Annotated in this window: 11 protein-coding genes; 4 read left to right on the top strand and 7 right to left on the bottom strand. The window is 53.2% G+C overall.

Translation table 11 applies throughout. The features are described from left to right. Window positions 1-148: 148 nt before the first annotated feature. From C443_RS17940 to C443_RS17930, 3 genes are all read right to left on the bottom strand, one after another. Entirely contained in the window at window positions 149-1,612 is a 1,464-nt protein-coding gene (locus C443_RS17940) for a glycosyltransferase family 39 protein (protein ID WP_160163368.1), read from the bottom strand. 290 nt (window positions 1,613-1,902) lie between these two features. Beyond that, a complete protein-coding gene (locus C443_RS17935) occupies window positions 1,903-3,261 on the bottom strand; it encodes a hypothetical protein (RefSeq protein ID WP_049944132.1) in 1,359 nt (452 codons plus the stop codon). A 251-nt stretch (window positions 3,262-3,512) separates the two neighbouring features. Then, complete coding sequence (locus C443_RS17930; protein WP_005538147.1) at window positions 3,513-4,415, bottom strand: hypothetical protein; 903 nt, start codon at window positions 4,413-4,415, stop codon at window positions 3,513-3,515. A 533-nt stretch (window positions 4,416-4,948) separates the two neighbouring features. On the opposite strand from C443_RS17930, the gene C443_RS17925 reads away from it, so the two are divergent. Then, on the top strand, window positions 4,949-6,091 hold the full coding sequence (locus C443_RS17925; protein WP_005538145.1) for a glycosyltransferase family 4 protein: 1,143 nt from the start codon (window positions 4,949-4,951) through the stop codon (window positions 6,089-6,091). On the opposite strand, the gene C443_RS17920 is transcribed toward C443_RS17925, so the two are convergent. Continuing rightward, window positions 6,061-7,191: a glycosyltransferase gene (locus C443_RS17920; RefSeq protein ID WP_049944131.1), complete on the bottom strand. Its 1,131-nt coding sequence runs from the start codon at window positions 7,189-7,191 to the stop codon at window positions 6,061-6,063. The genes C443_RS17925 and C443_RS17920 overlap by 31 nt on opposite strands. Window positions 7,192-7,756: 565 nt before the next feature. On the opposite strand from C443_RS17920, the gene C443_RS17915 reads away from it, so the two are divergent. Genes C443_RS17915 through C443_RS17905 form a run of 3 tightly spaced genes read left to right on the top strand, consistent with a single transcriptional unit; the run spans window position 7,757 to window position 11,144 of the window. Next, the gene (locus C443_RS17915) at window positions 7,757-8,917 is read left to right on the top strand and encodes a glycosyltransferase family 4 protein (RefSeq protein ID WP_005538143.1); all 1,161 of its coding nucleotides are present in this window, start codon (window positions 7,757-7,759) and stop codon (window positions 8,915-8,917) included. 8 nt (window positions 8,918-8,925) lie between these two features. After that, window positions 8,926-10,074, top strand: coding sequence for a glycosyltransferase family 4 protein (locus C443_RS17910; RefSeq protein ID WP_080505496.1), 1,149 nt, complete (start codon window positions 8,926-8,928; stop codon window positions 10,072-10,074). A 14-nt stretch (window positions 10,075-10,088) separates the two neighbouring features. Next, a complete protein-coding gene (locus C443_RS17905) occupies window positions 10,089-11,144 on the top strand; it encodes a glycosyltransferase family 4 protein (protein WP_005538141.1) in 1,056 nt (351 codons plus the stop codon). 305 nt (window positions 11,145-11,449) lie between these two features. Here C443_RS17905 and C443_RS17900 read toward each other — a convergent pair whose 3' ends face one another. The 3 genes from C443_RS17900 to C443_RS17890 all read right to left on the bottom strand — a co-directional run bounded on the left by C443_RS17900 (window position 11,450) and on the right by C443_RS17890 (window position 15,666). Then, window positions 11,450-12,553, bottom strand: a complete 1,104-nt coding sequence (locus tag C443_RS17900) for a glycosyltransferase family 4 protein (protein WP_342764093.1) — start codon at window positions 12,551-12,553, stop codon at window positions 11,450-11,452. A 93-nt stretch (window positions 12,554-12,646) separates the two neighbouring features. Further along, complete coding sequence (locus C443_RS17895; RefSeq protein ID WP_005538138.1) at window positions 12,647-14,107, bottom strand: lipopolysaccharide biosynthesis protein; 1,461 nt, start codon at window positions 14,105-14,107, stop codon at window positions 12,647-12,649. 5 nt (window positions 14,108-14,112) lie between these two features. Beyond that, window positions 14,113-15,666, bottom strand: a complete 1,554-nt coding sequence (locus C443_RS17890) for an alkaline phosphatase family protein (protein ID WP_005538137.1) — start codon at window positions 15,664-15,666, stop codon at window positions 14,113-14,115. Window positions 15,667-15,847 lie beyond the last annotated feature (181 nt).

The following is a 15,847-nucleotide window of genomic DNA, read 5'->3' as shown; positions in this document are numbered from 1 at the left end:
CCTGGGCTTTCCAAATATAGTCTGTATGACTGTGGCTGCCGTCGGCTAACTACGCCTGCACAGGGTCTGATTGTTAGTATTTGTACCCATCCATGAGAAAAGATAGGAAGAGTACATAAACTGAATAGCTCCAGATCGCCCGTCCCACTCAGGAATGACTAGTATCAGTGGTACATGAAGTTCTAATATACCCCTCCCAGGCGTGCACAGATACAGAATGGGTGTAGCACTCCCGAAGTTTCGTTTCCTGCGTCTGGCTGATGGTCCATGGTTGCACGAGGGCAATATGGGGGTTTCTTGAGAGTCCTACGTACTGTACCTCCGAACGGTATTCCCAGAGGTGATATTGAGGTTGTCCACCACCAATAATGGCGATCTTGGTCTCGCCGGTTTGATTCATATTCTGTACCACAAACTGCTTCATTTCTTCCCCCCCTCCGGCGCGAGATTGATACCGGTCAGATATGTCCTCTGTTTGTGGCAGGCCCGAGACTGGCATGAACAGTGAACTAACGGTCATAATTGCAAGAATTAGGATAAGAGCAGACGACAGCGCACCAGCAGCGGGGGGCATCTTGAGACGAGGTGTTTGCTCACTGAGGCTCACTATACCCTGTGCGGCGAGAATGGCGAAAATCGGAATCGTAACCACGTAGAAACGAGGCTTCTGGGCACCGAAATGGAGAAACGAGATAACTGGGGGATACAGCAGAATTAATACTGTAAGGAACCGTTCAAATGGGCGGCCGTGTCTACGAACGGTCCAGATACCAACAACCACAAAAACGACTACTGGTACTGTAAGATACGCTAACAGCGACTGGCCTGCTACTACGGAGTCGCCACTCGCAAGATTAAACAATTGAGATAAATTATCAACCATCTGAATTATCTTTGATAGCAAGAACTGGTTGATATTACTCTCTGTTGCAAATTGATCGCTGTTCTGTCTTCCAAGAATTGTATGTAACGGCCAAATTACGTAGTAAGCAAGCAGCGGCAACAATGAACAGATAATAACACCCAGTCGACTGTCCCAATCGGGATACTGGTCCCAAAGAATGTAGAGAGTGGCTAGTGCCAGCATGGCTATTATAGTTTCATGGAATAGATAGCCAGCGAACACCCACACTCCAGCGAAAAATAGGTATACATCTGACCGAGTTGGGATGTATCCAAAAGACTGTAGGCGTTCTATTTTGGATTCATCTCGTGTAAAATACCCGCGCTCAAGACAAGCTAAACTCATTACGAGACAAAACGTCATGGCGGAGACGTGCCAGCCTGTTCGACTGTAAAACACATGGTAGGGTAGCACAGCGATCAGGCCGGCGGAGATCATCGCAACTCTCCGAGACACCCTCCGCCACATAACGTACGTTGCTGGTATGGTAAGTGTCCCCAGAATGACACTAGGCAATCGTATCGCTAAGACCGGCGACGCACCGCTGGCCACAAAACCTCTCGTCAAGACAAGAAAAAGGGAAGAGTGAGCACGTTTCTGCATTCGAACAGTCATATCAAAGTGAAGCCACGGTAGGAACGGCACATCAAGCATTGCAAGCCCCAGCCGGTTCGCCTCGTCGACCTGTAAAAGGTACTGATCAACCATATACCCACGCAAACCCAGTCCGATAACCGTTAAAATAACCAGAATCGTTGCTGTCAGCCTCGTCCTGGGAAGATCTCTAAAACTCTCACGCATCGTCTTGATAAAACATCAGTGGGTCAACCAGAGTATAAAGATTCCCACGCTCGCCCAAAATTGCTCGTCGCCGGTATATCACAACTAACAATTTGAAACCGTTGTGGATGTCGCTACTGCATCAAAAGCCAATAGTTTCTGAAGGTTCCAAGCGGGTCACTGACTGAGATTGAGTAAACCGCGGGTAGTATGAATACCTATGTGGAACTCGTAACACTCTGCGATTTAGCAGTCGTGCCGCTTTCGGTGTCACCGCCGCTGATAACCACCATGTCAAGAATAGTTTTGAGTCCGTATCCGGCGTAAAGGCTGCCTACGACAGCCATTGGAAGCAGGTATCTAGGAGCCAGATAGAGGATAGCAAGGAGACACAAATACGGAATCGTAGCAAACAGCGGGAAGAGTCGCCTATCGCTCGATTGTACTACAAGGACGACGAGTGCAATGAAAACGCCAGTGTATAGCCCTGCAATCAACCCTGTCGAAGGCCCGATTAGCCCCTTCCCGACAGTTAGCTCGCGGTGTACGAATGCAGCGGCGATGACAATAGCGCTGGTTAGCGGTAAGAGGCGAGCGTACCGAACCCGTGGCAGGAGAGCAATTACTCCGATAATAAAGAGCACCGGTAGAATGGGATTCACAAGTGGGGATTCGAAATACGGAACACCCCAATGGAGGAAGTGAGGCGTATAGAATTGGAGATTCCGGACTGTATGTTCAACCGGTGCTTGTGACAAGCCGACAAAGAAGCCGGTCGAGAACAGCGAAGGCATTGATACGAGCGTCCGAATGGCAATTATGGGTGAGTTCCCCGACGGGAGCTGATAAAACAGTATGGTTCCAACGAGTCCCAGCAGTGGACCAAGTACGAAGACGTGCCGAAACCTGTTTTCAGAGAACGCGTAGAGTCCGGCGAGTGGAGCGAGGATGAGAAACAGGTACTCTAGACGCATAAATAGCACAATCACACCAATGGCCGCTCCGGCTGCATACCTTCGACTGACAAGAAAGTACAGGCTGAGAGTGAAAAAGCAAACAGCAATCGGCTCTGTGTAAGCCCACCACGAGAAATTGATGTGGAGCGGCGTAACTGCAAGGACGAATCCGGCGGCTTGCCCTGCCCGACGAGAATTAAACAGTACAGTGGCTGTTCGACCGGCGAGCCACACCGTCGCCAACGACGCTGCAAACGACGCGAGATTACCGCCCATCTGGCCAAAGAGACCAAGAAACAGCGCCATGATGGCTTCTACACCGATGTGACCCGAGATGACGACCTGCCCTTCAAGCAGGTCGAGTGCTCTGCCAACGTAGATCGAAGAATCGTCGTGGACGGGCCTCAATACCGTGTACGGGAGCCGAACGAGTATGCTGACGATCAGGATCCCGAACCATACCCGGCTTCGACAGAGGAGGGCTGCACCACCGAATAAAATGAGGAGGGAGAGTACGAGCGAAATCAAAGTAAGCACTGCTGTCAAACCCCACGTAGCGAGAATCATAACAACACCTGTCGCCACTCCGGCACCCACCGCCATCAAAGCGCTATGGCGCATTCACTAGCGTTTCGAATATCGTCGTATAAACTCTATCGGAAGATCTTATCTCCCATCTTTTATGCAATGTGTACTGTGGGCGTCCACGACTGCACATGATAGAGGCGAGTACAATCATGAGTTCGAACTGAAGCCGACAGACATCCAAAATAACACGAACACAGTTGAACAGAAGGAGACCGAACGTCTGCGAGATCTCGGTTACCTGTGAGAGTATATAATTCGAGTCTGTCCCCTCAGTCTTCTCTCGACTAGTCCGTGTAGCCAAGGCTTTCAAGTCGCTCTTTGACGACATCCGTTTCAACTTCTTCGTCGCTAGTCTTCGACGACCCGGTAGTCACGTCTCGTCGCTCGCCCTGTTCGTGGACGAGCCACGGCACACGTACGAGTTCGTCAACGTATGTTCCGTGCGGGTGCCCCCAGCACGAAACCGGCACCGGGAATAATCGCTCGCCCAGGAGCTCTCCATGGTCTGCAGAGACAACTGTCCTTCCGTCGAGTCCTTCAACTAGATCGGCTACGTGCGGAAGGGTAATATCAACATTCCGACGGTACGCCTCCCGCAGTGTTGAGGCGTCTACTGATAGCTCTCCACTGATGAACTGTCGATATATGTTACTATCTGTTCTCAGTTCTTCGGTCGGTCGATCGAGGAAGGGAGTGTGTGGCTGGATATAATGCACCAGGAGTCGCTTATTCGGGTATTGCTCGGCGGCCTGAAGTGCGTGCTCTGTGGTCGTTTCGGGGCGCACGACCTGTCGTCCCTTATTGTACCATACGTTCGAATCATCGCTCCAGATGTTGATGACGTCGTGAAACGTCGCGTTGAGTTCGTCTTCGAACCGGTGGTACTGCGGCGTTGCAGTAACATAAACCGTATCCAGCAAGTCACGATCAGTAAAGTTCGCTCGGAGAAATTCGTACGTCTGTGATCCTTTGGAAACCCGGGACTCTAGATCACCAGGCAGTTCGTCTTGGTCTGCGAGAGCATCGTACCGACAAGCGTCAAGAAGGACAAGCGAGTCCCAGTCCTCTTCAAAGATGTCGATTCCGTCCGGATTGGAGTCTATGGTGTAAAACTGTTTGTGGTAGAGTCGATTGACTCGGAGGAGCCACTCATGTAATCGGTCACGGAACGTTGACTTGAACGTCATTACCTCTCCGTTGAAACACTGCAACCGACAATTATAGCTGTGATGGTCTCCCTTCAGATATAAGTAGCTGTCTTATGCCAAAGTGTAGTCTCTGATATAGAATTCGACAGCAGTACAGCGGTTAGTGTAGAAACCGCTAGCATGATAGACGCCTACGTTACCCGGTCGTGTCTCCAAACCACGCATCCGGATGAAATCTGATAAATTGGGTCAATTACAGTTGTGAACGAGAGCTTCACTGGTAGAATTACGATTATCCCAAACGCAATACTGATATCCGACTGGCGTAAGCGATGCTTCGTCAGACTCAGACCGGTAAAGCTCGCCGGGACCAGCAACCTGAGGAAGTCGCGAAGCCAAAGACCATGGGATAGCATTGAAAATGTTTGGGGCTAAGGACTCTACTCTGGGACGATAGTTTCGCTTGAAAGGTCTGATTGTTCATTGTGAATATCGTGCGGATTGTTCGTAGATTAGTCGATTGGCGGTGAAATTTCGGCAATTCTTTAGTCGGCTCGTGGAAACGTAGATTCGTGACTGAGCCGTATCGTGTCCTCCATCTTATCACGCGGTTTCTTGATGGCGGTGCAGAGAAGAGCGTCGAAGACATCCTCTCGGCGCTTCGGGCTGCGCCAGAGGAATACGACCTACGAGTAGGTGTCGGCGCAGAGCACGATCCCGCGCGACTGGATGCTCTCCGCGAGACGGGAACCGACGTAGCTGTGTTCCGGACGATTAGACACTACAACCCAGTTACTGCACTTCCGGCAGTTCTGTGCGTCGCACGCTATCTCCAGAGCGAGCAGATAGATATCCTCCACACGCATAGCACGGAGGCAGGCGTGATTGGCCGCTGGGCGAGCGTCATTGCGGATGTCCCAGTCACTGTCCACAGTGTTCACGGTGACCCAATCGCAAGCGACCGGAACCCGCTATTGAACGCCATACTCTATTTTTTCGAACGGGTGAGTGCGCCACTGAGCGACCGCATAGTGACGAACTCCCGCCGAGTTCGTGATACCTATCTCGAGCGCGGGTTCGGCTATCCGGACCAGTACGAGGTTATCTACGACGGTCTAGATTTAGATGCGTATCGTGCTCCGGATCGGTGGGACGACTTGCCACCCGCCGATGAGCCAGTTTCGCTACTTTTTGTCGGTCGACTGACGGACGGCAAGGGACTATTCGATCTGGTAGAGGCAGTCGATCAAGTCGCCGAAAGCCATTCGATTGAGCTGGATATTGCAGGCGACGGAGAAAACCGAGAAGAACTACAAGACGCAGTCAAACGACGCGGACTTGAAGACAGTGTCTCATTTCTCGGGTACTGCGATGATGTTCCCAGTCTGCTCGCCACGGCGGATGTCTTCGTCCTGCCCTCTTATCGTGAAGGGATGCCCCGTGTCATCACCGAAGCCCGTGCCGCCGGGCTGCCAATCGTCTCTACGGCCGTGGCAGGAATCCCTGAACAGGTCTCGCACGGTGAAACCGGATTTTTAGTGGAGCCGGGGGACGTTTCAGAACTGAGCGCGCGCATCGAGCAACTTGTCGCATCCCCGTCGCGCCGACGTGAGATGAGCGAACGAACTACCGCCGATCTGAATCGATTTGATATCGAAAGGATGCGGCAGTCGTACCGATCACTCTACTGCGATTTGCTGGACAGTGTGTCTTGATAGATTGTCGCCACCTCTTCGATCATCCTGTCGACCGCGAATTCTCGGTCGAGTCGTTCTCTCCCAGCTTTGCCCATCGATTCGGCCATTTCTGGAGTCTCAAGCAGAGTTGAGATGGCATCGGCAAACTTTGCTTCGTCCATCGGTGGACATAGCAGTCCCGTCTCGCCGTCTGCGACCACTTCTGGGATGGCACTTACTTCGGATGCAACGACGGGTGTCTGGGCGGCCATTGCTTCGAGAAAAACAACGCCGAACCCCTCCCAGAGCGATGGTAATGCGAACACGTCGAATGCATGCATAAGTTCGGGGATGTCAGTCCGGAATCCAGAGAAGGTCACGTCGTCCTCGATATCGTGAGTTTCTGCAAGACGTTTCAGGCGGTCTTCTTCCTCACCGCGTCCGACAATAGCGAGGTGTGCGTCCGGCACTCGGTCTTTAACTTGCTCGAACGCGCGTAGGAGCGTCTCAAGATTCTTTTGCTCAGTGAGTCGAGCGACGGTCCCCACGAGTGGTGTATTATCGTCGACAAAATCCCGTCGTACCGATTGGACATCACGCTCAGAGACGCCATCGAATTCCGTTGGCGAAATCCCGTATCGAACCGTCTGAACCTGATTCGGACTGATCCTGGAAGTTTCAAGCAGGTAGTCGCGAACGTGTTCCGAAATTGGGAGAACACGGTCGGTACGAGACAGCGACAGGTCGTGTATTAGTTTGTACGGCTGTTCCTGCCAGTACGGTGGATCGTTGTGTTTCGAGGAGATGATAGCTGGGACTCCAGCAACGGTGGCGGCTGTCGCGCCGTAGATGTCGCCGTGAAAGAGGTGGGTGTGAACGAGGTCATAATCGTTTCGTACGATCTTTGTGACGAGCTTGCCGAACCCAAGCGGGTCAAAGTCTGATCGAATACCGATTCGTTCAACAGAGCAACCTGCTTCCCGGAAGTCGCTCGCAAGCTCGCCGTCGCCTTTTAGATACGCTACAGTAACGTCGAACCCCCGTGAGGAGAGTCCGTCGAGGAGCATTAGAAGGTGATTCTCTGCTCCGCCGACATCGATGCCGGAAATAACATGCAGAACGCTCGGCGAATCTGTCATTGCCTCTCGTTTATAATGTTCTAACAAAGATGTATTGGCTTCAGCTTACTCTGGTCCGAAACCGAGGTTGACCGACTGCGTGCTGATTTCCTCACAGGCTGAAATCCGTCTGTCGCTGGACTTGTCGAAATACGGGATTGGCTGGTAGAACACAAAACTCGTTATTTGCAGTGCATGCATGGGTATAGTCCCGAGCCGTACAGTAATCTGAACCGCTGCTTTGCGATTTTATGTTCCAGTGAGTGAGCGAGTCATTTCCAGTACTTCTGATCGATCCGGCTGGTTCACTCCGGACTCGTGGGAGGACCACGCTGCAGGGGGCTCTCCTTTGGTCGCAACCTTTCATTTTCGTATAGTCAACCCGGGCGCTACTGAAACCAATCAAGACGATGTTCTGTGGTATATAATCCGTCCTCACTGGCGAAACCGTGTTCAGTTCAGTATGTTCCTGCTGAACCTGTTCGGGGAAAGTAATAGATTCTCAGATGTCCCCGTCTCGCTCCTCCAAGCACCCCACAGCGAATAGAACGATATTTCAAGCGTGACAGATACTGTTCAGCCAACAGTGAAGGAGTCCGTCAATGTATTGCTCGCTCCCGGAATCTTCCCGCCCGATTCTGGGGGGCCGGCGACATTCGTCTCGTCGCTCGGCCGCGAACTCGTCAACCGAGGTCACTCAGTCCGCGTTGTCACGAACGGCCGCGCCTCCGCAGGGTTTGACGACCAGTACCCGTTCAAAGTTGTGCGCATTCCTCGGGGTAATTCAGTCGTCTCCAGATACGCCCGGCAGATCCGAACCCTCGTGGCTGAACTCCGCTCATATGACCCAGATGTGATGTTGGTGAACGCCTTCGACTTACAGGCAACGACTGCCGGGCGTATTGTAGGCGTACCGACAGTGTCTAAGATTGTCGGTGACTCGGCGTGGGAGCGGGCCCGTCGGTCCGGGGAAACATGCAAACATATAGAGGATTTTCAACAGTTCACCTTCAATCCGAAACTCGAAGGCTGGAAGGTTCTCAGAACGGCACCAGTTCGGCTGGCGGACCACGTTGCCGTGCCAAGCGAGTTCCTCCGCTCACTCGTTACTGGTTGGGGGGTGGATCCTGATGAGACGAGCGTTATTTACAATGCGATAGATATTGACCGACCGTCAGTGGCCGACTCTAACCGACCACCACGAATCGTGACTGTCGGTCGACTTGTTCCGTGGAAAGGGATTGACGGAATTATTGACGCCTTCCAGCAAACCGACGTGGCCGACGCGGAGTTACACATCGTCGGTGACGGACCCGAACGAAACGCCCTCGAAGCACGCGCCAGTCGGCAGGGTGTGGGCGATCAGGTAGTCTTCCACGGTCGCATTCCCCATGAGCAGGTACTTGAGATAGTCTCTCAGAGCCGTGTCTTCGCTTTGAACTCGACCTATGAGGGGCTTCCACATGTGGTCCTCGAAGCAATGGCCTGCGGGACGCCTGTCGTCGCGTCCGCGGTATGTGGGACTCCCGAAGCCATAACCGACGGTGAAGACGGCTTCCTGGTTCAACAGGATGACATCGAATCGTTTTCCAAGCGGTTCGAGCAATTACTTTCGAACCCTTCGCTCCGAAATCGGCTCCGAACGCAAGCGTACAAGCGCCTTGAGAGTCAGTTCGAACACGAAAAGATGGTTGCCGAATACGAGACGCTTCTTCGAGAGGTGGCCTCCACGAGAGGCTGCGAATAAACCCAACTATGGCCAAGATACAGTACGTGGCAAATGCAAGGCTTCCGAGCCGACGGGCACACGCCTATCAGATTGTTCAGATGTGCGATGCACTCGCTGAAAACGGCCACGAGGTCGAACTCATCATCCCCGACCGTGTCCAGCCAGACGACGCTCCCGATTCAATGGATGAGTACTTTGACTCGCCACTCAATTTCGAGATAACGCGACTTCCGTGCCTCGATTTTCTGAGTAGGAGCTCTCGCCAACCGTTCCTTCGATTTGCGTTCTACCTCCAATCGGTCACGTTCACGCTCGCTGCGCTCGCGTACACACTGCGATCCGACCGGGACTGGCTGTACTCCCGAGCGCTCCTATTCGCCGTCCTCGGAGCACCATTGTTCGGGAATTCGCTTGCAGTCGAACTACACCGCCGACCCTCGAGAGACCGAGTCGCAGCATTTCTCGGGAGTGTATTGCAGCACACTCGCGGTGTCGTCGTCATCAGTAAGGGCCTTCGAGACGAGTGGCAGTCGTTCACTAACGCGCCGATGCTTGTCGCACCGGATGGTGTCCGCCTTGAGCGGTTCACAATCGAGAGCTCGAAGTTGTCACTTCGAACCGAACTATCGCTCCCGGACGGCGAGTTAGTCTGTTACGCTGGGAGCCTCAAACCGTGGAAAGGCGTCGATACGCTGGTTGAAGCAGCTAAAAATGTACCAGAAGTGACTATCTGCCTCGTGGGCGGTACCGCCGATCAGCAGGACCGACTTGAGACTGCTGTGGAGACAATACCGGACAACGTTGAGATGGTTGGACACGTCCACCCAGATCAGGTTCCAAAGTATCTCGCAGCCAGCGATGCGCTCATTCTCCCGAACACGGCTGAAAGGGCAATCTCACGCCGATACACCTCCCCGCTCAAACTGTTCGAGTACATGGCGGCAGGGCGGCCGATAATTGCCACCGATATCCCATCGCTGAGGGAGGTGTTGAACAACTCCAGTGCCTACTTTGCACTACCTGACAGTTCTGGATCGCTCGCGGACTCGATACGCCAGGTGTTGGATGACCCGGATGCGAGCAAGGCCGCAAGCCACGCTCGTGAAACTGTGAAACAGTACACATGGAAACACCGAGCTGAAAACATCGTGGAATTCCTACAAGGAGGCGTCTGAGCATGCATGTTCTGATGATCACACAGAAGGTAGATTCGACCGATGATGTTCTCGGATTCACTGTCGATTGGATCAGTGCACTTGCCGAACATGTCGAGAAACTTGACGTGCTGACGAGCTATATCGGCCAGTACGACCTCCCGGAGAATGTTACGCTTTACAGCTTCGGGAAGGAGAAGGGGTACTCGAAGGCGAGGCGGGTTCTCTCGTTCGAGCGGCACTGTATCGAGGCTGTACGGCGAGATATCGATGCGGTCTTCGCCCACATGATTCCACATTACGTTATTGCAGGCTGGCCGTGGTTCAGGCCGGCAGGAATACCGGTTACGCTCTGGTACGCCCACAGTAGTGTTGAGTGGCATCTACAGGTTGCTCATCGGCTGGCTGCCCGTGTAGTGACCGCTACAGATGGGAGCTTCCGTCTTTTCTCGGATAAACTCTCCGTACTCGGTCATGGTATCGACACCGATACGTTCGCGCCAGACAGTTCGATCACCGACCGGCAACTGGCTCTCGGCGTCGGTCGTCTTGATCCGGTAAAACGGTTCGAGACACTCGTCGCTGCTATCGAGATACTTGAGAACCGCGGCATCAGTGCAAAACTAAATATAGTTGGTGCACCGTCAGGTGACGAGGCTTACGTTAGAGAACTATACGAGACGGTGGAGTCTCAAGGGTTGACCGATTCGGTTGAGTTCGTCGGCTCTGTCCCGCACGACGAAGTCGTTGAGAAGTACCAGCGTGCAGGTGTCTTTTTGAACGACAGTAGTACCGGTAGCCTCGATAAGACGGAAGTCGAAGCAATGGCGTCTGGAACTCCAGTCATTTCTTCTAATGATTCATACGTAGATATGGTTCACGACTCGGATCTCGACGCCTCACGCCTCACGTTCCCAAGTGGTGATCCAGAGGCACTCGCTGATCGTATTGAGGTCATCCTGAAATTGGACGATGAAGAGTACCGTAGCCTCTGTCAGCGGAGTCGGGAAGTTGCCTGTGACCGCCACGACATACAGGCCCTGATGTCGGAGTTAGCGTCTGTACTAGGAGAGACCTGCGATAGTGACTGACTCACTGTTTTATTCCAACGATACAGGCGTATATTCTGCCCCTGTTGAACAGGAACCTCCGGAGCCTCGACAAGTCTGTGAGTGTCGGTATCTTATGCAGAGGGCTGTTTCGATAGGTCTCATTTCTTCGCGGAATCCATGAGCCTCAAGCTGACCAGAAAGTGAGAGTGGGTCAATGAACCGAACATGGTCGTTGGCTTCGAGGTAAACTCGCATACACACCGACGAATCCCACGCCGAGTATACGTTCGTCCTCGACGGTTTGCTCTATCTATTTGATGTGAGAAGTTTCAAATATATTATATTCAATCTCCGCATATTCCATCTTGCAGGAACTCGACATACTCTTCAGTCAGGCGCTCGGCGTCAAATCGGTCCATCAGGTGTTCTCGTGCCCGAGTCCCCATCTGTTGTCGCACGGTCGCGTCTTCAAGCAACTCACAGACCCGCTGAGCGAGTGTTTCCACGTCGTCAGCGACGAAGCCAGTCTCGCCGTCAACAATGTTATCGATTGCCCCTGCAAACGGTGTCGCGACGACTGGTGTCTCGTTCATACCGGCCTCAACGACAACCCGAGACGTCCCCTCGTAATCAGAGGTGATTAGAAACACGTCTGCGAGGTCGTAGTATTCCGCGAGCCGGTCGGTCTCTACCCACCCTGGAAACCGAAAGCTGTCCTCTATACCGAGCTCAATGACTTCCTTTCGTATATCTTCAGACTGAGGACCGTCCCCGACCATGACGAATATTGGCGTCCTGTTAGCGGCTTCGTGAACCCGTGCAGCGACTTCGAGCCACTTGTTCAAGTTCTTTTGTCCGGTGAATCGGCCCGCAAAGAAGATGACGGGTCGATCGTCAAAACCGAACGTTGAGCGCAGTTCGGTCACCGACCGCTCACCACCGTTCACGACCCCATCGAAGTCCATCCGAACCGGGGCAACCGAAATCGTGGTCGAGTCTTTGACGACCGAACGGACCTTTTTACGTTCGTGTTCAGTTCCAACTCGAACCGCATCAGCACGCTTCAATACCGTTCTGCCAAGCGCTTCCGCCAATGGGTTCTTCACCGACTGCCAGCGCCACTTCGGATTAGATATGAAATCAGCGTGAACCTGCACTCGTAGCGACGCATCGAACTGTTGTGCGAGCGCAAGTCCGACGATACCAGTTGAGAACGGGTCTTGCGTCGTCACGCAATCAGGTTCCCGCTCCTTGGCGACCGCGTGCCCGAGTTGATACGCGTCTATCGGGAAACAGTACCGTGTCGTCGAATTTGTGGGGAACACCCGTAGCGGCCCTTTCTGAATCTGCTTTTTATGCCCTGGGTCGGTCTTAACCACGACACTATATCTGTCGAAGTAGTTAGCGTACCTTCGCTGTCGCTGGTGAGCATCATTCTCCGACAGCATAATCGACTCATCTAGACTTATTGAAAGTACGTGCATGCGTTCGGTCTAAGGACAGTACTATCGGAATAGGACGCGCGGATAAATACATGTTGGTTATACGCTAACAAATTGGCGAATGAGTTCCCACTCCTGCTCACGGACGAACCCTGTGGCATAGAGCGCCACGAAGTACGTGGCAGCACCGAGGGCGACGGCGCCAAATGTCGTTGGTACGCCAGCTATCCACGGTTCTACGAGCCCCACAGCTACCACCATCACAGCGAGTGAAAAACAGAGCTTCCAGACCGTCGCGAAATTCGGACGTGGAAGTTCAATAATCGTGGACTGATATTTGAGTGATATCGTCAGCGCAATAAGGTTCTCTGCGAGGTACCCAGCTGAAACGATAATAAGTGAATCGAAGAAGAAGGCCCCAAGCAGCACAAGCGAGAGAAGGCCGACCGCGGACAGAATCTGAGTATATGTTGCAAGGTCGCTCCGGTCGGTGGCCACGTATACTGAGCCCGTTATCGCGTTGAGCGACTGGACACCGAATCCAGCGAGCAAAAGCCAGATTACGGCATCGGCGAGGACATACTCCGCGCCAAAGACGTGCTGAATGACCTCTGCACCGAGAAGCCACCCGCCGACAACCGCTGGGAAAATGAGAGTCCCCATTGCGCGGTAGTACTGGTACACGAGTCCGTCGAGTGACTGCCCTTCGGAGAGCGCTTTCGATATCTTCGGGAGGAGAATCTGTGAGAACGGTCTGCTCAATAGCCGAAACGACATGGCGAGCGTGAAGACGACTGACCAGCTCCCGAAAGTGCCGACCCCGAACGCACTGATAATGAGGAATCGAGGAGTAATGTCTTTTGCCTTCTTGACAAGTGATCGAGGAATTAGTGGCGCTGAGATCCGATGGTACTCCTGAATCAACGTCTCAAAATCGGGCTTCGCATTGAGTTCGTCGTGGACAGTCACGATGATAATAGCGACGGCTAGCATACTTGCACCCGCGTAGGCCGAAATCGCCGTCACGATCGTGAGCTGACCGACCGTAACGAGCGCGACGAGCGCTCCCAGGAACGTTATCTCATACAGGAATTTGATACCACTGTACATCGCAAACTCGTCGAGGCCCTTGCATACGGTGAGCCCGTACTGGTACAGCGACTTCGATGCCACGAGTAACATCGCCAACCAAATGTTAGCGGCCACAAACTCTTGGAGTCGACTCGAAACCTCGTTTAATAGCCCCAGCTCCGTCAGGAGGACGAGTCCGACGAGCGAAATCGCGATTAAAGCAATGGTACATACGGTGATTGCCACCGTCAGCGACCTCTGTCGCTGTCTCTCGAGCCGTGGAAGTTGATCGAGGAGAAGCGGCTGGAGGTTCGCGACACCCCGAACGAATGTCAACAGCGAGACCACTACGAACGCTGATCGATAGAGGCCGTACTCAGACGGGATCAGTGCCCGTGTAAGGAGCGGGACTGTGACAAACGAGGCAATCTGCGAGAAGACTTCGGCGAACGACACCCAGCGCAAGTCACGGATGAAATCCGATACCATCTATGTTATTCAAAGTAGCCGAGTTCAGCCAGTTTCTCCTTCACCTCGTCCATCTCTCCGTGTTCCGACCGATCCTCAATTAGCGTCTGCTGGAAATCTCTGAACCCGGTTTCGGGAGCGGACGCTGGCCGGCTACCGGGCTCATAGAGATCAGTCCGGGCGGTCCCGTGTACGTTGGGCGGTACAACGCCCACGAGTTGGTTCAAAATCGTCGGGGCAACGTCAAGTAAATGGAGGGGTTCGATTTTTGCGTTGTGCTTCACGTTTGGTCCTGAAAGGACAAAAACTCCGTCTTCGCCGTGGTTCAGATTAGCCGTGTCGAACGTCTCGAAGTAATCCTCTGGATTCTCTTTTCCCGGTGAGACAACTGACTTTGGGCGCAGAATCCCATCTTGTGCGTGTATCGTTACGACAGCGTCTGGCGCATCAGGATGCAACTTTTCGCCTTCGTACGCCGTTTCTGGCCAATCAACGGCTACCTGGAAACCCTGTTCGGTCGCCATCTGAGAGAGTGTGTCTACGACTGTTTTGACTTCATCGGCTCCGTCTATACCGTACAACTGTCCCCAATCCCCGCTGTGAACGACAACAGTATTCTCACAGTCGATGTCCTCGAAATCAAATGCGTGTTCGAGTCCCGCCTGCTGACGGATTTCGTCACCACTTAAGAACAGTTCCTGGATTGGGCGTGCAAGTCCAAGAGCTTTCAATACGGCTTTGGACTTCTCGATAGCACGCTGGCTGATGTCCGTCTGTGTGACCCGCTCGGCCGTCGTGGTCTCCCTCTGAAGCAGGCCTTGGTCAATGAGAAACTGAGTCATATAGAACTTCCCATGTACCTTCGAAATGCCGTGATCCGAAACCATCATGACGGCACAGTCGTCCGCACAGTGGTCCAGCAAGGATTCGACGATCTCGTCTATCGCCTCATAGACTTGGTACACGTCGTCGAGCGTATCTTCATTTGCGATGTGGATGATAGTATCAGCGTCGAGGTGTGTGAAATATACATCGAAGTCGAAGCGATCTAAAACACGCTCATCGAACTCAGCCTTATCCCAGAGATCCGCGAGCACTGTTTCGACCTCGAACTCCGTGTTCTCCCGGATGTAGTCGTCGACATTGATATCAGTGCCGTCAAAGAACTCTTCAGGGGCCAATTGTTGCTCGTCTTCGGGTAGATACCAGGGCCACGAGAGAACAAACCCATCAACAGGCTTATCGAGCGGTGCGACCGGATAGCCACTGATACCCGTGGTGTGCCCGTCCTCACTGAGGTAACTCCAGAAAGGGTCAACCGCCGACGGTGAGGGACGGTACTCCCGACAATCTTCCCGGGAGAAGTTCCGGAAGTCGAACATCCCGATGCTGTTAGGGTCGCGCCCACAGGCCATCGCAGGCCACGCCGCTCCGGTTATCGGCGGTGTGGTACTCTTGAGAGGCGCCGAAACACCCTCCTGTATGAGCCGTTCGAGCGTCGGAAGTGAGACCGAGTCCGAACTAAGAATGCTGAAGTCCGCGGCATCCACTCCGAGGATCAGCAATTCACTTACTGCCATTACCGTTAGCACTGGTCGCCAGCGAAAATACGTTCCGGAACCGTGTCCGTTTCCAAAGCCTATATTTTGATCCTTCGCATTCTTTAATCGTTAAGTATGCTGCCATTCCCATTGTAGCCTCGCCAAGTGGTGCTACACGTATTGTGAATTAAGCGAGTGTCTCTGTTGGAGAGGGTGCGGT

Origin of the sequence: Haloarcula argentinensis DSM 12282, from assembly GCA_000336895.1 — an archaeon.
GTDB lineage: Archaea > Halobacteriota > Halobacteria > Halobacteriales > Haloarculaceae > Haloarcula > Haloarcula argentinensis.
Note: the sequence above shows the minus strand (reverse complement) of the source record. Positions and strands in the feature narration are given on the sequence as shown.

Coding starts and splice junctions, on each gene's coding strand:
- C443_RS17940 (WP_160163368.1), bottom strand. CDS start 1,612: ATGGTTGATCAGTACCTTTTACAGGTCGACGAGGCGAACCGGCTGGGG.
- C443_RS17935 (WP_049944132.1), bottom strand. CDS start 3,261: ATGCGCCATAGCGCTTTGATGGCGGTGGGTGCCGGAGTGGCGACAGGT.
- C443_RS17930 (WP_005538147.1), bottom strand. CDS start 4,415: ATGACGTTCAAGTCAACGTTCCGTGACCGATTACATGAGTGGCTCCTC.
- C443_RS17920 (WP_049944131.1), bottom strand. CDS start 7,191: ATGACAGATTCGCCGAGCGTTCTGCATGTTATTTCCGGCATCGATGTC.
- C443_RS17910 (WP_080505496.1), top strand. CDS start 8,926: ATGGCCAAGATACAGTACGTGGCAAATGCAAGGCTTCCGAGCCGACGG.
- C443_RS17905 (WP_005538141.1), top strand. CDS start 10,089: ATGATCACACAGAAGGTAGATTCGACCGATGATGTTCTCGGATTCACT.
- C443_RS17900 (WP_342764093.1), bottom strand. CDS start 12,553: ATGCTGTCGGAGAATGATGCTCACCAGCGACAGCGAAGGTACGCTAAC.
- C443_RS17895 (WP_005538138.1), bottom strand. CDS start 14,107: ATGGTATCGGATTTCATCCGTGACTTGCGCTGGGTGTCGTTCGCCGAA.
- C443_RS17890 (WP_005538137.1), bottom strand. CDS start 15,666: ATGGCAGTAAGTGAATTGCTGATCCTCGGAGTGGATGCCGCGGACTTC.